An 18,793-nucleotide genomic window follows, 5' to 3' on the forward strand; every position below is an offset into this window, starting at 1 on the left:
ACAGCCCGTGGCAACGCGGTTCAAACGAAAACACCAACCGCCTGCTGCGACAGTATTTTCCAAAGGGCACAGATTTGTCGATACATAGTCAAACAAAGCTGAGCGCCGTTGCAAGACAGCTCAACGAGCGACCACGTATGACGCTGGGATACGAAACTCCCGCAGAGCGTTTCAATGCATGTGTTGCGTCGATCAGTTGAGACCGCCGGACTTAGCTGCCATTTGCCACTCTTTGTAATTACTGACTTGTGTCGTCACAAATTCTTCGCAATTGCCCTAAATTTGCCACGTTTGTGTGCGAATTCGACCATGTTCGGTGGGGGCTGTTGAGCGAGGGTGCTATGAGTAATTGGGACAATACGAATCAAATTGGTGAATATAACAAGTGGGCAAACTGGACGATGAACCCACCGCGCGGTTCGGACCCTTTGGTCAAATATGTTTCGGCGTTTGTATTCGTGTTGACTGCGGGAACCCAAATGGTAGGCATTGTCGCGTAGGTTGCTGAAATTTAGAAGTCTTTTTCTATTCTTGCGCTTCGTTTTGAACCAACGCGATACATGTATATGTCAGGTAGCAATAGTGCTCCTTTTGGTCTGCTGTGCTACAGCGTGGTGAAGACGAGGAACTGGGTTATTAATTGGCGTAACTGCTCGCGCATCAATTATTGTTTATTCTTTTCCATAGAATATCCCGTATCATGAACTGACGCATTCAGGCGTCCAGCGAAGATTTTGGCAAACTATTAATATTGCCCGCCGTTGCCGCAACTCGAAGCGGGCACTAAGGGCTCTTTGCGGACCTTAGCTGCGCTGTGCATAGAGGTCTGCTGAGCGGGACTAAGCTGCCCTCCGCTGCCTTTGCTCCAAGGTCAGCTTACTGTGCAGCGCGGCCTGACGAAATCCTAAACTGGTCATGGTGCAGTCATCGTTCATCGCCTTTGTCCGGGCCCCGCGCGGCGTTACATTTCCCGTGCCGACACAGAGCATAATGTGGGGTAGCTGGCGCGATTTAGGGAAGATCAGTCGGAAAAACTGATGCTGACCTCTGATTTTTGCCCCAGACTATGGGGGAAGGGTTCTCTTTAAGAATATTTGGGCAACGGGCACTTCGAATAGATGAAAGAAGCACTGGCGTGAAAAAGTTAGGTCTTGATGGTACGGATATTCGTATCCTGAGCGCTGTGCAGCAGCACGGGCAGTTGAGCAAGATGCGACTGGCCGAACTGGTGAACCTGTCGCCCACGCCGTGCTGGGCGCGTCTGGACCGGCTGAAAACTGCAGGGTACATCCGAGGCTATCACGCCGAGTTGGCATTGGAGCGCATCGTTGATTTCACGCAAGTTGTTGTGACTGTCTCTCTCGGGTCTCACCGTAAGGCTGAATTTGATCGTTTCGAGGCGTACATCGGCAAGCTTGACGAGGTGACGGATTGTATCGCGACCGGTGGCGGCATGGACTACGTGATGAAGGTCGTGACGCCGAGCCTTGCCTGCTTTCAGGCTCTGATAGATGAGATGCTTGCCACGGACCTCCCGATCGAACGTTACATGACCTATATCGCGACAAGGCAGGTCAAAACCAGCCAACCCAATCTGGCCAAACTGGTCGCAAAGAGCGCGAAATAGACCGGGAAGACTGATCGGGCTGATTGTGGCCTTATAATCGGTCTGATCAGCCTGAAAGGCGCGCATTATCAGACCGAAGTTTTTGTCGGCTTCAAGCTACATTATCAGCAGGTTTTACCACTTCACTGGCCGGTCAGGCCACCTGCAAAAGGCACGAAAATATGACACAAGCAGACGACTTTGGCTTTGGCACACAGATCCGCAAATCACCTTATTTCGGTGCAACAGTCCGTTGGGGCGCCAAGGGGTTTTCTGTCTACAACCACATGTATATCCCGCGTGATTTCGGCAGCCCCGAGCAAAACTTCTGGAACCTCGTAAATGAGGCAATCCTGTGTGATGTGGCGGTCGAGCGTCAGGTTGAGATCACTGGACCGGATGCTGCGAAGTTCACCCAGATGCTGACCTGTCGTGATCTGTCAAAGATGGCCGTGGGCCAGTGCAAATACATCCTGATCACAAATGCCGATGGCGGCATTCTGAACGACCCGATCCTGCTGCGCTTGGCGGAAAACCACTTCTGGATTTCGCTGGCCGACAGCGACATCCTGCTTTGGGCGCAAGGCGTTGCCGTGCATTCGGGAATGGACGTAAAGATTGGCGAACCTGACGTGTCGCCGCTCCAGCTTCAGGGGCCGAATTCGGGCCTGATTATGCAAGATCTATTCGGCGAAAGCATCATGGACCTCAAATACTACTGGCTGCGCGAAGTCGAACTGGACGGCATCCCGCTTATCGTGTCGCGTACAGGCTGGTCCAGCGAGCTGGGCTATGAGCTTTATCTACGCGACGGCTCAATGGGCGATCAGCTCTGGGAGCGGATTATGGCCGCAGGCATGGCGCACGGTCTCAAGCCCGGTCACACGTCCTCGATTCGCCGAATTGAAGGGGGCATGCTATCTTATCATGCAGATGCCGACATTAACACAAACCCATTCGAGCTGGGCTTTGACCGCCTTGTGAACCTCGACATGGAGGCGGATTTTATCGGCAAGGCAACCCTGCGCCGCATCAAAGAAGAGGGTCCGAAGCGCAAGCAAATCGGCCTTATCATTGATTGCGAGCCGCTTACTGGTCCGAACACGACTTTCTGGATGATCAACCAAGACGGCACCGAAATTGGCCGCGTGACTTCGGCGGTCTATTCGCCGCGCCTCGAGAAGAACATCGCGCTGGCAATGGTTGCGGCAGATGCCGCTGTGCTGGGGGCTGAGGTGGAAGTTGTTGCAAAGTCCGGCCCGACAAAGGCCATTGTCGTCGAGCGCCCGTTCTATGATCCCAAAAAGCAGATTGCGGCGGCGTAAGGCCCCCCGGCGGCGCGCACACTCTTGAGGTGGCACGCGCCGCACCCCTCCCATCTTTACAAGAGACTTGCACCATGTCCGATCTTTCCATCGAGCTGCATTGGCACCGCGCCGAGCCTGTGTTTGCCACCGGCTCTTATTCAAACGCGCACACCGTGCAGATGAACCAGTTGTATGACATTGCCGTGGACTCGGCCCCCGATTGGGGCGGCAATCCGGAAAATACAAACCCCGAGCAGGCGCTGGCCTCGGCGCTGTCGAGCTGCCACATGATGACCTTTCTTGCGCTGGCGGCGAAAGCCAGCTGGCCGGTCGCAAGCTATCACGACTATGCCGAGGCGCATCTTGGCAAGAACCCAAAAGGGCAGATGTCTGTCACGCGGATTGACCTTCATCCTGTGGTCCGCTTCGACACGGGGTTTTCCGTGACCGACGCAGAAATGGCCCAGATGCAGGATCGCGCGCACCGCTACTGCTTTATTGCCAACACCCTTGCGGACAGTGTCGAGATCAACATCCGCTAAGTGTCTTCAAAGGAATAGCACCATGACGTCGAGCGATATCCTACTAAGTGACCTGAGTGATGAGGGCATTCTACGCCTGACGCTGAATGATGTGAAACGCCGCAATGCGCTATCCGAGGCGATGCTGGGCGCACTTGGTGCGGCCTTTGCCGCGGCGGACAACGATCCTGCCGTGCGCGTCATTATTCTGGCCGCATACGGCCCTGCGTTTTGTGCGGGCCACGACCTGAAAGAGATGACAGCGGGGCGCAGCGGGCCTGACGGCGGCAAGACGTATTTCGCATCCGTGATGTCCATGTGTTCTGGCGTGATGCAAGGCATCGTCAACTGCCCCAAGCCCGTGATTGCCGAAGTCACCGGCATCGCCACGGCGGCTGGCTGCCAGCTGGTGGCAAGCTGCGATCTGGCCATCGCTTCCGAGACTGCACAATTCAGCACACCGGGGGTTCACATCGGCCTCTTCTGCTCGACGCCCATGGTTGCCCTGTCGCGTAACGTGGCGCACAAACATGCGATGGAGATGCTGCTAACCGGCGATATGACCTCTGCCGCCCGCGCCGCCGAGATCGGTTTGATCAATCGCGTAGCGCCCGAAGACGCCCTGCAAGACGCCACGACCAAAGTGGCCCGAAAGATCGCCTCCAAATCCAGCATGACGCTGGCCACAGGCAAGCGCGCCTTTTACGCGCAGCGAGAAATGCCGCTGGCGCAGGCTTATGATTACGCCTCTGGGGTGATGGTCGACAACATGCTTGCGCATGATGCTCAAGAAGGGATCGGCGCCTTCATCGAAAAACGCGCGCCCCAGTGGCAGGACGCCTGAGACATGAACCCTTACAACACCGATCTGGACCGCAATCCGGCAAACCACCAGCCGCTGACGCCGCTCACGTTTCTGGAACGCGCAGCCACGGTGTTCCCCGATCACACGGCGATCATCCACGGTGCGTTGCGCCGCAGCTACGCAGGTTTCTATGCGCGCTCAAGGCAACTTGCTTCGGCGCTTTCGCTGCGCGGGATTGAGCGGGGGGACACCGTGTCAGCCATACTGCCCAACACGCCCGCCATGTTGGAATGTCACTATGGGGTGCCCATGTGCGGGGGCGTTCTGCATTCGATCAACATACGGCTTGATGCGGCGATTATTGCCTTTCAACTCGATCATGCGATGTCCAAGATCGTCATCGTAGATTCCGAGTTCATGCCCCTGATGCAAGAGGCGCTAGCGCTGGCCGAGGTCAAACCGCTGGTGATCCAATATGGCGACGCAGAATATGACGGCGCAAGGGTGGCGTTTGACGGGGATGACTACGAAAGCTTCCTCGCCGATGGCGATCCTGCGTTTGCGTGGCTGATGCCCGAAGACGAATGGGAAGCGATTTCAATCAACTACACATCCGGAACAACCGGCGATCCAAAGGGCGTCGTCTCGCACCACCGTGGCGCATACCTTTTGGCGCAAGGCAACGCGCTCACCACCTCAATGCGCAAACATGCCGTCTATCTCTGGACGCTGCCGATGTTCCACTGCAACGGCTGGTGCTTCCCTTGGACGCTCTCCGCCATCATCGGCACCCATGTGTGCCTGCGTCAGGTTCGCGCCGAACCGATCTGGGATGCGCTGGCGGACGAGCGTGTCACCCATCTGTGCGGGGCTCCGATCGTGATGTCGCTGATGATATCGGCACCCGATGCGGTCAAGCGTGGCCTCGACCACACGGTGCAGTTCTTCACCGCCGCCGCGCCGCCGCCCGAAAAGCTGTTGGCGGACATGAAATCCGCAGGCTTTGACGTGACCCATCTCTATGGCTTAACCGAAACCTATGGTCCGGCGGTCGTCAATGATTGGCACGACGCGTGGTCTGAATTGCCACTGGCCCAGCAAGCCGCGCTCAAGTCTCGTCAGGGTGTACGCTACCTGCCGTTGGAGCAACTGGACGTACTGAACCCCGAAACAATGCAGCCTGTGCCACGTGACGGCAAGACGATGGGCGAGGTCATGTTTCGCGGAAACGTCATCATGAAGGGATATTTCCGCAACCCCAAGGCTACGAAAGAGGCGTTTGCAGGCGGCTGGTTCCATTCCGGCGATCTGGGCGTCATGCATCCTGATGGCTATATCCAGCTCAAGGACCGCTCGAAGGACATCATCATTTCAGGCGGTGAGAACATTTCCTCCATCGAGGTGGAAGAGGTGCTCTACAGCTACCCCTCCATCGAAATTGCCGCCGTGGTCGCCATGCCCCATGAGAAATGGGGCGAAACACCCTGCGCCTTCATCGAGCTAACACCAGGGCACGAGATCGACACCGAGGCGCTGCGCATATGGTGTCGTGATAGGCTCGCGGCCTACAAAATTCCGGCAAAGTTTGTCGTTACGACCATCCCCAGAACCTCAACTGGCAAGATCCAGAAATTTGCCATGCGCGAGCGCGCGAGAGAGCTGGTTGCACAAACTGAGCCAGCACTCCAAAAAATGTAGCCAAACCTTTCTTTTTTGTGACGGCCGCTCAAAAGGTTAAAGGCACCTTGGCACTGCAAACAAGGTCTGTTTCGTTCGTTAGCGGCCTTTCATACAAGTCGCAGCATTTTGCACAAAGGGCTCATAACGGACCTTAGCTGCGGACACCACGAATGGCCGGTTAGGGCCGGAAGCGGCAGCCTCCACGAAGGGCGGATTGCAGACATTCGCTGCGTTTTGCATCGAGGTCCGCTAAGTGGGACAAAACCGCCATTCGCTTCAGAAGCACCAATGTCTGGTTTGGTTTGGCGAACTCATAGAGCGTGAGGAGCGTACGCTGGACACCCCATACTGCACCCAAGCGGAAATCCGAAAAGCGGCATGAACACAGACCAGATGCGTCTTAGCCAAGCCTCAAACCACTTCGAAAAAGTAGGACCATTTCACTTTGAAGAATACCCATCTGGTCGTCGAACCACTTAGGACGCAAAGCCCGCAAGCAAAAATTACTCGGTTGCATCCCATAACTAAACAGATAGCGTCGCACCATAAGCGGCAAATATATGTCGCAAACCCACCCTCCAAAATCCTGTAAAATGGACAGCAGCTTTGCTGTTGGGGTGGCGTTTGCGTTGTTGATGGGCTTCTTGCAGATGTGGCATCACATGGTTGCCACCCTGTAAAAATAATAAAACGGAGGAAAAATTTAATGTCTGGTAAATTCCTAATCAACTGTATTTTCGGAAGCGATGATCTGGAAAAGGCTACTGTGTCTATGATTATTGCGGGCGCTTCTGCAGCCAAGGAAGATGAAACTGCAGTATTCATGACCGGCGAAGCCGTTCGGATGGCTACAAAAGGTGGTATTGATGGGTTGGCCCTCGAAAACTACCCAAGCATGGCAGAACTTTTCAACAGTTATCTTCGAAACAAAGGCCAGCTTTGGGTTTGTCCCGCATGTGCGAGTGCGCGAGGAATCGGCGCAGACGACCTCATAGAAGGCGCAGAAATTGCTGGAGCAGCCCGATCAATCGCCTTTCTAAATGACGGTGCCAAATTACTGGCTTGATGCTGCATGAGCAATTGGAACCAGTTAAGGGCAAACAGCCTATTCGCTGCAGTTCGTCAATCGCTGATAAATCCTTGGCCAGTCCACGCCCGGCCAAACCACAAATAGAAAGGCCGTCACAATGTCAGTTGCGAAGAGATCAAATCCACATCCTGAAGATACCGAGTTTGTGGAATTCTGGAACGAAATACTCGCGCCAAAATTCTTTCAGTTCAAACACGTTCTCGTTGGTGGGTTAACTGAGCACAGCGAGGCTGTTTTTCCGTCCCTACCTGTTAGGTCCGGCGATCGTGTGCTTGATGTTGGCTGCGGTTTTGGCGATACGGCCATCAAACTGGCAAATCTTGTTGGTCCTGAAGGCGACGTTGTTGGTCTGGATTGCTGTGATGCGTTTCTGGACTTCGCGACCAATGACGCGCAGGAACGTGGAGTTAAAAACATCCGGTTCATGCGCGGCGATGCAGAGATTACGTTGCCAGAAGATGACTTTGATTTTGTATTTGCACGGTTCGGGACGATGTTTTTTGCTAATCCGGTCGCGGGTCTGCGCAACATGCGCAAAGCACTGCGTCCAGGCGGTAAAATGGCTCACATCGTCTGGAGAGAACGTGCCGACAATCCTTGGCTTTCAATGGCCAAAGACATTGTGCTGGAATTTCTGCCGCAACCTGGTGACGATGCCCAAACGTGCGGACCAGGTCCGTTTTCAATGTCAAATGAGGAAACGGTTTTTTCGATGATGAAATCTGCGGGCTATGAAAACGTTGAATTCAAGCGGGTCGATTGCCCAGTTTTGATAGGTAACAACGTCAGCGACGCTATTGCATTTCAACTCGCTATAGGGCCCGCCGGAGAAGTGTTCAGAGAGGCCGGTGCAGAAGCAGAAGAAAAGCGCAGTATGATTGAGGCTGCTCTTGGAGAAGCGATTGAGCGGCAAAATACATCAAAAGACGGCATTATCATGCCAAGCTCGTCTTGGATGATCACTGCCACAAACCCGGACTAAGATACGACCCAAGGGGTGTCGGTTCAGTCCGATGCCCCTTTTATCGTAAAACTGGGCTGCTTTGTCTGCCATCTGGTGGGTCAGCATGTGCTAACTGTCGCCATAGCTGTCATTCGCTATGATGCAGAAAAATGTTAAAGAGGGCTCGGAGCGGCCGTTCGCTGCGTGTTGCACCAAGGTCCGCTCAGGGCCGTTCGTGTTGTTGGGAGTTGCTTGCAGGAAGGGCGGGAACCGAACATTCGCTCGCGACGAGCATCAAGGACTGCAAAGCGAACGTATTCAAGCCTTTTGCAGGCGCAGCTTTAGCATGCGCAGAAAGCCTATTCCTTCACGTGAGCGCACTTTCGGTAGCGCCGCGGCTTAACCGAACTTCCACTTTGATTTTGTAGTCTCAACGAACTGTGCGGCCATTGCTTCTGCTGGCTGGTTTGATTGAAATGTGCAGTCTTGAGCACCTAAATTAACCGCGCTTTTTCCAACCATTGCAACGGCATATCCGTTGCACCTTGTGGTTTGTATTCCGCCCCGAGTGGCATTGAATACCCAAGCCCTTTGATCACGTGAAAAACGTGGTCGAAGTTGATCTCTCCATGGTCCGGCGCGCCCCGGTCCGGGACGCTTGCAAACTGGATGTGGCCGATGTGATCTTGCAGGTGTGCCAGCTTATTGGTCAGGTCGCCCTCCATAAGCTGCACATGATAGCAGTCAAACATTAGCTTTAGGTTTGGGGCGCCCACTTCGGCAATGATCGCCGTGGCCTGTTCTGTCGTTTGGAGGAAGTATCCAGGCGCGTCATAGCGATTGAGCGGTTCGATCAAGATGAAAATGCCCTTGGCCGCAGCCAGAGCACAGGCGTACTTCAGATTTTCCACAAAGGTCCTATGCGCCTCTACGCCGCGCGAAAACCCTGCCATAACATGGATGTTGCGCGCACCGATAGCATCGCCGTAGGCCAACGCCTGATCAATTGCAGCGCGGGCTTGTGGAATACGGTTCGGCAGCGCAGACAGTCCGTTGTCACCCGCAGAAACATCACCCCGCGATGTGTTTAACCCCAGCATCGTCAGCTCGGTTTCGACCAAAGCCGCTTTGACCTGTGCGCTATCAACATCGTAGGGCCAATGGCATTCGACGGCGTCAAATCCCGCTGCTTTCGCGGCCCGAATTGCATCAGGCAGCGCCAGCTCCGTCCACAGAAAACCTAAGTTCGCGGAAAATTGCATCAGTCGTCCCATTCAATATCGAAATGTGTCACCAGATCGCGCACCTGGGTTGCGTCCAGCATGCGCGCAGGGATGCCGCGCATCAGCATCGCAAGGCGCGCAGTGTCTTCGAGTTCTTCAATGGCGTTGCACGCGGCTTCGACGTCCTTGCCCGCTACCACTGGCCCGTGATTGGCCAGCATCACAGCGGACCTCTTGCCTGCCAATCCGCGCACTGCCTCCCCCATTGCGGGATCACCGGGCCGGTAAAACGGCAGCAGCTTCACGCGCCCCAATTTCATGATGGCATAGGGCGTCATGGGCGGCAGAAAGTTATCGGCGTTCACATCCGGCATCATCGACCACGCAACCGAATGGCAAGAATGCAGATGCACAACTGCACCCGCTGTGCTGCGCGTATCGTAGAATGCCGCGTGCAGCGGCATTTCCTTTGTGGGCGGGTCACCGTCAACCAGCGTGCCGTTTGCGTCAAAATGCGAAAGCCGCGCGGGGTCCAGCCTGCCAAAACTGGTCCCCGTCGGCGAGACAAGAAGCCCGCCATCGTCAGTGCGCGCAGAAATGTTACCCGTGCTGCCCCCCGTCAAACCACGATCAAACATGGATTTTGCCAGAAGGCATATCTGTTCGCGCAAGGCGGTGGTCATGTTTTGCTTCCGTCCAAAATTCTGGCGGCTTTCTCAAAGTAATCAACGCTGCCAAAGTTACCTGACTTCAACGCCAGTACAAGCCTGTCGCGCGCTCGCAGCGCAGGTACGCCCGGATCAATCTCCGGTCCGATTTCGAGTTGCGTAAGGGCCAACCCTTCCACCACAGCGCCAGAGGTTTCCCCACCGGCGGTCAGCAATTTGTGCACCCCCTTTGCGGTACACATTATTGCTACGTCGGCAAAGAACTGCTCGAATTTCCCGGCACTCTCATCGCGCCCGTATTTATCTTGCGCGGCGGTAACCACGTCCGGATCAGCGGCGCTGTACACCAGCGGCAACCCGTCTGCATTCATTGCCCAGTCTGCGGCAGTCTCTGCGGTGATCTGTCCGGCGAACAACATATCGGCGCTTACTTCCATGGACGGATGTGATGTTTTGTGATGCGCGATCTGGCTACGTGTCGCAATGGAACATGACCCTGATAGAATAACGCATTTCCCCTTTTCGCCGGTCCACAGCGCTCTGTCTTGCGCTGTAATTCCGAAATTCGCAGGCAACCCAAGCGCCGCCCCTGATCCGCCTGTAACCAGCCTGAGCCCCTTGGCCGCCATGCCGATGTGCATCAGGTCCGCGTCCTGTAAGGCATCAACGACAATAAGCCGTTTGCCTGCCGCGGCTTCGCTATCAAGGCGGGCGCGAATAGCACAGGCGCCAGACAACACTGTGGCCGCTTCCACATGGCCCACCGGCCCTTTTGATTGTGCGCCCAGAACCCGTCTGATGTCCGGGTCCGTCATAGGCGTCAGCGGGTGGTTCTGCATTCCGCTTTCGTTCAGCAGGACATCCTTCACGAACAGATGACCTTGATAGATCGACCGGCCCGTTCCGGGAAACGCGGGGCAGACGATGACGGCTCGCGCATCCAAAGCGTCCGCTAAAGCTTCAGCGACAGGGCCAATATTGCCCTCCGCCGTGCTGTCGAAGGTTGAACAATATTTGAAATAGATCTGCGCGCAGCCCTGCTCCAGTAACCAATCAAGTGCCATGAGCGATTGTGCGATAGCATCCGCAGCCGGAATGGAACGCGTTTTCAGGGCGACAACACCGGTTTGCACATCTGCATCCGCAGGGCGGTCTGGCACACCGCTGTATTGCACCGTGCGCATGCCCGCCTTGGCCAGCGTATTCGCCAAATCGCTGGAACCCGTGAAGTCGTCTCCAATGCAGCCCAGCAACATCAGCTATCTCCCGGCAGGATTACGCCGCCTGCGCGGGCAAAGTATTTGGCGATGGCGGAGTCGTCCTCATCGCCCAAGCCGGCTTCGGACGCCGCGCGAAACTGCGCCAGCGCGTTGGATGATATTGGCACTGGCAGGGCGGAGGATGCCGCGATGTCTGTCACGATGCCGAGGTCTTTTAGCCAGATGTCCACTTTTGAACGAGGTGTGTAATCGCCGTCCACCACATGGGGTGCGCGGTTCTCGAACATCCACGACGTACCGGCAGAGACCGAGACAACCTGCACCACCTGCGCAGGCGTCAACCCTTGGGACGCGCCAAAGGCCAGTGCTTCGCCCATGGCGGCGATATGAACACCTGCGAGAAGCTGGTTCACTGCTTTCATGGCCGAACCGGGCCCTGCATGCTCGCCCAGACGGTGTACTGTCTCCGCCATCGCCTCCAGCGCTGGACCCGCCACGCCAAAGGCCTCGACCGTGCCCGCCGCCATAATCGACAGCTGCCCTGCGGCGGCCTTGATAGCACCACCCGAGATCGGAGAATCGAGGTAGAGCAAGCCGATCTCTGCCGCCTGCGCCTCCATTTCCGCCGCAAATGCGGGCGAGACGGTCGCGCAGGAGATGATCACACCTCCCGGCCGAAGGCGCTTAGCCACACCCTGTTCGCCAAATAGAACTGCGCGCGTCTGATCGGCATTGAGCACCGCACTGACTACCGCGTCGGCCTCATTCGCTGCGTCTCCAAACGCGGAGCCACCCTGCGCAATCAGCATCTCGACCCGCGTCGCCGCAGGATCAAAGCCGCGCACAGTATGGCCCGCCTTCACAAGGCTGACCGCCATCCCGAGCCCCATCGAGCCAAGGCCCACGAAATCAATCAACATCGTCTACTCCCCAAATACACACTCGACCGGCCAAAGTGTTATGGCAGGGACGTTCAGGCCCCGTTCTGGGCCTTTTGGCCCATTTCGTCCTCCAGATAGACTGCGATGATCTCTCCGAATGTTTGCTCGGCACGAAAGCCCAATGACAGGGCACGTGCAGTATCAAAATCGCGTGGCCAGCCTGCGATGATATTCACCACAGCAGGGTCGGGCACGCGGCGGATCAGCGCCACTGCGCCGTCACCTGCGACCGCGCGCAGAGCCTTGATCTGCTCACTCACGGTGGCGCTCACACCCGGCATGGTCATGCAGCGTTGCGCACCCATAGTAGCAGTATCAAGCGTGGCCGCGTGATCAATATACCCGACAGCGGCACGCGGGCTCGCAAACCAATGTCGCACATCGTCGTCGACGGGCAGGATCGCTTCTTTTCCGTTCAACGGCTCGCGTAGGATTCCCGAATAAAAGCTGGAGGCGGCCTTGTTCGGTTTTCCAGGCCGGATGCAGATTGTGGGAAAGCGGATGCCGATGCCGTCAAGTAGACCGCGGCGGGAATAGTCGTTCAGCAACATCTCGCCCATTGCCTTTTGAGTGCCATAGCTGGTGAGCGGCGTCAGGTGGTAGTCATCGGGGATTTTTGCCGGAAACGGTGCGCCGAACACGGCCAGTGAAGAGGCATAGATCACGCGGGGGCAGTAGCTGTCGATGCTGGCAATCGCCTCCAGCAGCGCACGCGTACCGTCGAGATTGACGCGGTAACCCTTTTCCATATCCGCCTCTGCCTCACCAGAGACGATGGCGGCAAGATGCACAATCACTTCGGGACGTTCCGCGATCACACGCGATGCGACGTCTGGCGCGGACAGATCGGCGGCAAAAGCATCCCTCTCGCCCGCGAAATCCTCAGCCACCTGCGGGATGATCACGTCGACCAGTGTCATTGCATCGACGGTCTGCCCGCCGATGCGGCCTGTTGTAGCAATGCGTTCCGCCAGTTTGCGGCCAATCATGCCGGCCGCACCAATGATCGCAACTCTCATGTCTTCACCTCATTTGTGGGGTTTGCCAGCAGTTCACGGGTGCTGTCGTAAATGCGGCGCTCATGTACGCCCATCGCCTTGGCCAGCGCATCGGCATCGCGTGCGACGAGTGCCGCCAGGATCAGGCGGTGGTCGGCAATGCTTTGCGCTATGGCACCTGCTTTGCTGACAGCGCGGCGACGATCGTCAAGCTGGTAAGAATAGAGGGTCGCAGCGAGATCGGATAAAACGGCATTGCCGCTGGACTGGTAGACAGCGGTGTGAAACGCACGGTCCGCGATCAAAAAGTTGACCGGATTATTCATCGCCTTTTCCTGCACTTTTATCAGAGCTGAAAGCGCGTCCAGAGTTTTGGCATCAATGCGGGTAGAGGCAAGTTCCGAAAGACGAGCCTCGACCATGAGCCGCCCTTCATGCACATCCTCCAGCGAATAGTCTGTCACACGGCCGTTTGACAACGCGGACAAGCCCAGATTGCCCACATTCCCAGAGATGACTTTCGTGCGCGCGCCCTGCACGATCGACAAGATCCCCTTGGTCGAAAGGATCAGCAAAGCGCCGCGAACTGTCTCACGGCTGACGCCCATCGTTGCTGCCAGATCACGCTCGCTGGGCAGCTTGGCGCCGACACTCAGAACGCCGGACGCGATCAGGGTCGCAACCCGTTCGGCCACTTCGTCCTTGACGGACCGGTGAGCCACTTTTTCCAAAGAGGTGTTGTTGATATCCAGAAACGTCGCGTTTCCCATGTATTCCCCTCCCCGAAAAACGGCCACATCTCTATAAACAAGCGCGGCGTATTGGTATACTGGTACGGATATCAGACCAGTATACCAATTCTTTGTCAACTGACAAAATTGCAAGTGTATGTGGAGCGTGTTCAGGTCGCCCAAGCCTTGATAAGCATGTCCTCAGGATCGCGGGTCGCAAAGCAAATGGAATGGCCGTAGGCCTGACTTCGTTGAACGACGATCAGGAAGTTACATTTGAAATCGAGTCCGGTGGTGACGGCCGCGAATCGGCGGCAAATCTTCAGCTCGCCTGAACGATCGATCCGAATTTGGAACAGGGCACCCTTGGGTGCCCTTTTCGTTGCGCTTCGACATTATGGCCAGGCGAATGACGATCTCACCGGGGGGGGCGAGCGTTCACTAAGGATGCCCCGTCAATCAGTATAGAACCCGATGACTGCAAAGAACTGTGAGAACGGCGGAAATAAATACGCCCAGTAGGAATCCGGTTATCGAAAATGCTGCGCTTGTCATCAATGGCAGCAATGCGAAAACTGCAGCGCTGCACCAGAATGACCGGTGGACGGCAGCATTGGGCCGTTCGTGTTCCTCCAACAGAAGGGGGCGGGAACCGGACTTTCGCTGCAGGTATGAGTTGCCGCCGGAGGTCCAGTGTCAGCGGGCCTTGGAGCCTTGCTCGTCTTCGCTGGCAAGGCGCTCGCTACCGGGCCTATTGGATCGCATCATGCCGAGAGCACGCCGCCCAAGTCTTCAACAAAGGCATAAGAGTGGGTATTGATATCCCCGCTCCAACGCCAAATCGCGAGAAATCCTTCTGGGCCGGTCCGGAAGGCATGTGGCATCAGGCTAGGATGATGGATCATTTCACCCGCCCCGCGCATGCGGACATCCTCGCCCGCCTTCCACAATGCCTGTCCCGCAACAATCACATAGGTCTCATCGGCATCGTGGAGGTGCAGCGGGTAGTAGCTGTCGGGCCGCATATAGACCAATCCCAGCCGCACATCCGGCGCGGGGATTGGCCCATCGGGCCCCATAAGAGTGGCCACGTTGATCATCGCTGCAATACTGTCCTCGGTCAGATCTTCCACCGGGTTCGATCCCCAGGGCACCTGTTCTTGTGCCGCGAGCGCTGCCCGCGCGACGGGATGGTTGCTTGTGGCTAGAACAGTACGAATGCTTGCATCGAAAGCGCCTAGCGGCAACGGATCAAAGGCAACCGGCGACGGTGTCACCATCAGGGTTTGCGCCGTGTGCGGTCCCAGTGGATCACATTCCGCCTCATATTCAACTGCGATCACTTCTAGCATCGCTTGAAAAAGATCATGCTTCATCGTTGTATCTCCTGGGGCAGCAGTTTTTTGATGCGCACAGATCACTCCTTGCCCTCCGGAATGGAGCGCACAGTTGTCTGTGCGATTTAGTTCAGAGTTAGTTGGTAGATCCGGCATTCTTCCAGCCTGAGAAAACCCGCTATGGAGGCTGTCCGTAGAATACTCAGTGGGTTGATGCCGAGAAACGGTATTCCACATCGGAAAATGCGCCTTCTGCGAAGCCATATGTCATGCGCAGACCGCATGACCCTGCAATTATGCCATGTTCGGCATTCGCGGGGATATAGACAGCTATGCCCTCTGCGACGCGATGCGGCACGCCGTCGATGGTAACAATTCCGTCGCCTTCGATGCCAAGATAGAACTCCGCAGGATCGTGGCGATGCTGCATCAGCGTGCCAAACGGTTCAAATTCTGCAATGCCTAGAACAAATTCGCGCTTGGTCTGCTCATCGCCGCTGATCAGCGTCCGCCACTGCACGGTACCATAGATTGGGTCTGTGCCGCCTTCCAGCGGTGTTGTCGCCGCGTCGACAATAAAAGCCATGCCCGTCGGGGCGAAGGGATTGTTGTCGGCCTGTGGCAATGCGTCGACATAAGTTGCCTCAAGCGTGTCGATGTCGTGAAGGGCTGCTTCGGACATGTTGATCTCCCTCAATGGATTGTAGCTCTTTGGTAGCCTCGGTTGTGCAGTCCCGCAATATCGATAAGATGATACATATTATACTTTGAGGTTATGTTATGATATCACTCCCGTCCTTTTCAGGCCTGACGGCCTTTTACGCCGCTGTGCGGAACGGCTCTCTCACTGGTGCCGCTTCAGAACTGAATGTGTCGCAACCTGCAATAAGCCGCCGGATAGCGGCGCTCGAAGCCGATCTCGGCTGTCGGTTGTTCGATCGCACTCATAAACCTGCGCGATTGACAGAAGAGGGGCGCGTCTTGGTGCGTGCCTTGCGCAGCGGCTTCGGCCAGATCGAGCAGGCTGTCGACGTGTTGCGGCAGGGGAACGGCAAACAGGCGATCACCATAAGCGGTCCATCGGGCTTTGTGGCGTTTTGGCTGATCCCTCGGCTTGAGAATCTAAAGGTAGCCTTTCCGGAACTGACAATCCGTATCATGAGCCACGAACATGGGGAGGCAACCCCCACCTCAGAGGTTTCGGTGCGCTTTGGGCTGCCGGACCCGACCCAACCTAGTGAAACCCGGATTCTAAGCGAAGATGTATTTCCTGTCGCAAACCCGCTTTATCTCGCGCGCAAGGAGGTAAGCGCCAGTGATGTCGACTATACCCGCTTGACGTTGCTCACCATGCAATCGGGGCGGCGTCATTGGTATGATTGGCCGGCTTGGTTGGAAGCAACGGGCAAGCCCCAGCTGGAACCCAGACAGCTCATGGACTTCAACAACTACGCGATGCTTGTGAATGCGGCGTTGGCAGGACAGGGCGTTTGCCTGAGCTGGGCGGGATTGCTCGATAGTTTCCTTGAAACAGGCGCTCTTGTGCGAATTGCCGGTCCCAGTGTTACATCGCAGCGCGGTTATTTTGTCGCCGCGCGTGACGGGCTTGCCGCACGGCCCGATGTCATTGCGGTCTTGGACTGGATCCAAACGCATGACGGACTGAGCATCTAGATCATCGCGACGCATGAGATTGGTTTGCTGGGCGGGGGAAGGGCGCCCTTGGGATATTAACCGATCCCGATTCGCTTTCTGGCCCTTCCGAACCAGTCGTTGATAGCCCTTTGTTTCTGGAATTCGGCGAGGCGGGCCGCACGAAGCCGCCGCCGCTCTACGACAGGACAGTCGATGTGATGGAAGGTTCGGCGACGTTCACCAAGCAACTCCGTGACAACAAGGTCAACTTTCTGGACTGCCACAGCGAACGTGAGGATAGCACCTCAGATCTATGGAAGAGGGTGAATTAGGACGCGATCTCGTCGGTCGTTTTGTCGATTGCCGTTAAGATATTGTTCCAAAGAAGACCTAGGCCGCACGATAGAAAATGATCAATCTAAGCTGTTCGCGCTTAGCCAATCGTTTAAACGAAATCACGTTTGAAGCGCCTCTGACAAAGGCCACGGAGCCATCTTTGTGGATGGTTGCCAGTACATTCATCGAGTGCTGCCTGAGCATTGTCGAACAGATCATCCCATACGATGGATGTCCTGTACCTGACAGCAACTTCTAGAGACCAACCCTCTCCAAGTTACAGATTTCAGATATCGACCCTCTAAGGGACGTCTTCGACATCGATGTGCTTCGAAGCGCGTGAAATAATTAGATTAGCTTCAGCTTCGATCGGTGAGCCTCTTCAAGTTTCACCTGCTTCTTAAGCAGCGCTCGCGCAGTTGCCAAACATGCCACTTACGCTACAGTTCGTCCATGAGTCCGCCTAGCCCTCAAGGACGCAAAGTCCTGTTCGCCGCTTCAATGGTGTCGATGGTGCTCGGCTCGATACATGCGTTTTCAGTTTTTCTAGTGCCTCTGGAAACTATGTTCGAAACGTCTCGCGCGACAGTCAGCTTGATTTATTCATTCAGTTTGGTCTTTCTGACAACCGCAGTTTGGTTTGGTCCGGCCGTCTATTCCCGCCTGCAGCCAGCGACAATCTATATCTGGGTCGCACTCCTTGGTGCCGTTGGGGCAGGCATTGCAGGAACTGGAAGCAGCGTAGAAACCGTCTTGATTGGGTATAGCCTGATCTTCGGTATCGCTAACGGTCTGGGTTATGGCTTTGGGCTCCAGTTCGCAGCACGCGCCAACCCGGATCATTCGGGCCTCGCCATGGGCGTCGTCACGGCAGCTTACGCCTTGGGGGCTGTGCTGGCCCCATACGGATTTGAAGTGGCATTGGCGTTTGGAGGTTTTGTTTCGGCTATGACTGCCCTCGGTTCAGCCGTCATTTTTGTCGGTATTGGTGCGCCCGTTTTAGTCGCGCGGAGCGGCGTGCAATACTCCAGCACAAAAGCGGATTCGAACGACGTCAGCTTGCCGTGGGGCCGTATTGTTACGATCTGGGTAGCATATGGCAGCTGTGTTTTTGCCGGACTTATGGCAATAGGCCACGCCGCAGGAATTTCAGAAACTGCGGGTTATTCTGGTTGGATCGCGGCTGCCGCCATAGCAGGCTGCAACCTTGTAGGTAGCCTCCTCTCTGGATGGCTATCTGACAGGGTTTCCCATCGCTTCATACTCACAATCTTGCCACTCCTCAGTGCTGTGGCGTTGCTTGCGCTTTCAGTTTTCCCAAGCGTAACGATCCCGCTCCTCGGGGTTGTAGGTTTCGCCTATGGAGGAACAATAGCAACCTATCCGGCAGCCATTGCCATCCTATTTTCTGGCGAGAATGGCGCGCATGCCTATGGACGTGTCTTCACGGCTTGGGGCGTTGCAGGACTGCTCGCACCGTGGCTCGCAGGCCAAACCTACGACTGGGGCGGAGGCTATACCGCGGCTCTTTGGATTGCAGCAGGGCTTGGAATTATGTCCGCAATTACCGCGCGAAAAATCATCTGGTAAAGCTGAACGCCCATCGAGTCGTCGCGCTTTTTGCTCCGATGACGCTGCGACTGAACGTCTGTTATGGGAACGCCGCGCTGCGGCATTTTTTAGTGAAGTCAATGTCCGCTAAGGGCCGTCCACGTCGACCCTACAGCTTCCGTGGGATACGGTTCTCTGCGT

18 protein-coding genes and 1 pseudogene are annotated in these 18,793 nt (G+C 56.0%); 11 read left to right on the forward strand and 8 right to left on the reverse strand.

Going from position 1 to position 18,793, the window contains the following annotated elements; genetic code table 11:
• The 8 genes from V7730_RS18450 to V7730_RS18485 form a co-directional block, all read left to right on the forward strand.
• A partial coding sequence (locus V7730_RS18450; RefSeq protein ID WP_443070247.1) for a transposase occupies window positions 1-200 on the forward strand: 200 nt, incomplete at its 5' end.
• A 935-nt stretch (window positions 201-1,135) separates the two neighbouring features.
• Window positions 1,136-1,627 carry an Lrp/AsnC family transcriptional regulator gene (locus tag V7730_RS18455; RefSeq protein ID WP_335749057.1) on the forward strand — a complete coding sequence of 164 codons (492 nt, stop codon included), beginning with the start codon at window positions 1,136-1,138 and terminating at the stop codon, window positions 1,625-1,627.
• A gap of 161 nt (window positions 1,628-1,788) precedes the next feature.
• Window positions 1,789-2,931, forward strand: a complete 1,143-nt coding sequence (locus V7730_RS18460) for a glycine cleavage T C-terminal barrel domain-containing protein (protein ID WP_335749058.1) — start codon at window positions 1,789-1,791, stop codon at window positions 2,929-2,931.
• A 74-nt stretch (window positions 2,932-3,005) separates the two neighbouring features.
• Window positions 3,006-3,455 carry an OsmC family protein gene (locus V7730_RS18465; RefSeq protein WP_335749059.1) on the forward strand — a complete coding sequence of 150 codons (450 nt, stop codon included), beginning with the start codon at window positions 3,006-3,008 and terminating at the stop codon, window positions 3,453-3,455.
• A 22-nt stretch (window positions 3,456-3,477) separates the two neighbouring features.
• Window positions 3,478-4,278 (forward strand): enoyl-CoA hydratase, encoded by an 801-nt coding sequence (locus V7730_RS18470; RefSeq protein WP_335749060.1) that lies wholly within the window; start codon window positions 3,478-3,480, stop codon window positions 4,276-4,278.
• Between the two features lie 3 nt (window positions 4,279-4,281).
• Entirely contained in the window at window positions 4,282-5,937 is a 1,656-nt protein-coding gene (locus V7730_RS18475; protein ID WP_335749061.1) for an acyl-CoA synthetase, read from the forward strand.
• A gap of 688 nt (window positions 5,938-6,625) precedes the next feature.
• Window positions 6,626-6,985 carry a DsrE family protein gene (locus V7730_RS18480; protein WP_335749062.1) on the forward strand — a complete coding sequence of 120 codons (360 nt, stop codon included), beginning with the start codon at window positions 6,626-6,628 and terminating at the stop codon, window positions 6,983-6,985.
• A 121-nt stretch (window positions 6,986-7,106) separates the two neighbouring features.
• The gene (locus tag V7730_RS18485) at window positions 7,107-7,991 is read left to right on the forward strand and encodes a class I SAM-dependent methyltransferase (protein WP_335749063.1); all 885 of its coding nucleotides are present in this window, start codon (window positions 7,107-7,109) and stop codon (window positions 7,989-7,991) included.
• A 455-nt stretch (window positions 7,992-8,446) separates the two neighbouring features.
• Here the strand turns inward: V7730_RS18485 and V7730_RS18490 are convergent, their stop codons facing one another.
• The 6 genes from V7730_RS18490 to V7730_RS18515 are packed head-to-tail and all read right to left on the reverse strand — an operon-like array spanning window position 8,447 to window position 13,772.
• Entirely contained in the window at window positions 8,447-9,214 is a 768-nt protein-coding gene (locus V7730_RS18490) for a hydroxypyruvate isomerase family protein (RefSeq protein ID WP_335749064.1), read from the reverse strand.
• Window positions 9,214-9,858, reverse strand: coding sequence for a 3-oxo-tetronate 4-phosphate decarboxylase (gene otnC / locus V7730_RS18495; protein ID WP_335749065.1), 645 nt, complete (start codon window positions 9,856-9,858; stop codon window positions 9,214-9,216). Before otnC ends, V7730_RS18490 begins: the two co-directional genes overlap by 1 nt.
• Complete coding sequence (gene otnK, locus V7730_RS18500; protein WP_335749066.1) at window positions 9,855-11,099, reverse strand: 3-oxo-tetronate kinase; 1,245 nt, start codon at window positions 11,097-11,099, stop codon at window positions 9,855-9,857. Before otnK ends, otnC begins: the two co-directional genes overlap by 4 nt.
• A complete protein-coding gene (gene ltnD / locus V7730_RS18505; protein WP_335749067.1) occupies window positions 11,099-11,983 on the reverse strand; it encodes an L-threonate dehydrogenase in 885 nt (294 codons plus the stop codon). Before ltnD ends, otnK begins: the two co-directional genes overlap by 1 nt.
• A 53-nt stretch (window positions 11,984-12,036) precedes the next feature.
• A complete protein-coding gene (gene denD, locus V7730_RS18510) occupies window positions 12,037-13,023 on the reverse strand; it encodes a D-erythronate dehydrogenase (RefSeq protein WP_335749068.1) in 987 nt (328 codons plus the stop codon).
• Complete coding sequence (locus V7730_RS18515) at window positions 13,020-13,772, reverse strand: FadR/GntR family transcriptional regulator (protein WP_335749069.1); 753 nt, start codon at window positions 13,770-13,772, stop codon at window positions 13,020-13,022. The genes denD and V7730_RS18515 overlap by 4 nt, the downstream gene beginning before the upstream one ends.
• Before the next feature lie 200 nt (window positions 13,773-13,972).
• On the opposite strand from V7730_RS18515, the pseudogene V7730_RS18520 reads away from it, so the two are divergent.
• Window positions 13,973-14,068, forward strand: a pseudogene (locus V7730_RS18520) (cold-shock protein); the annotation flags it as partial.
• Window positions 14,069-14,497: 429 nt separating this feature from the next.
• Here the strand turns inward: V7730_RS18520 and V7730_RS18525 are convergent.
• Both V7730_RS18525 and V7730_RS18530 read right to left on the reverse strand, forming a co-directional pair.
• Entirely contained in the window at window positions 14,498-15,109 is a 612-nt protein-coding gene (locus V7730_RS18525) for a dimethylsulfonioproprionate lyase family protein (protein ID WP_335749070.1), read from the reverse strand.
• 163 nt (window positions 15,110-15,272) lie between these two features.
• Window positions 15,273-15,752 (reverse strand): cupin domain-containing protein, encoded by a 480-nt coding sequence (locus V7730_RS18530; protein WP_335749071.1) that lies wholly within the window; start codon window positions 15,750-15,752, stop codon window positions 15,273-15,275.
• Between the two features lie 98 nt (window positions 15,753-15,850).
• Here V7730_RS18530 and V7730_RS18535 point away from each other — a divergent pair, with 98 nt between their 5' ends.
• Window positions 15,851-16,744 (forward strand): LysR family transcriptional regulator, encoded by an 894-nt coding sequence (locus V7730_RS18535; protein WP_335749072.1) that lies wholly within the window; start codon window positions 15,851-15,853, stop codon window positions 16,742-16,744.
• 861 nt (window positions 16,745-17,605) lie between these two features.
• Complete coding sequence (locus V7730_RS18540) at window positions 17,606-18,631, forward strand: MFS transporter (RefSeq protein ID WP_335749073.1); 1,026 nt, start codon at window positions 17,606-17,608, stop codon at window positions 18,629-18,631.
• Window positions 18,632-18,793: the final 162 nt, after the last annotated feature.

The organism is Sulfitobacter sp. (genome assembly GCF_036961165.1).
GTDB lineage: Bacteria > Pseudomonadota > Alphaproteobacteria > Rhodobacterales > Rhodobacteraceae > Sulfitobacter.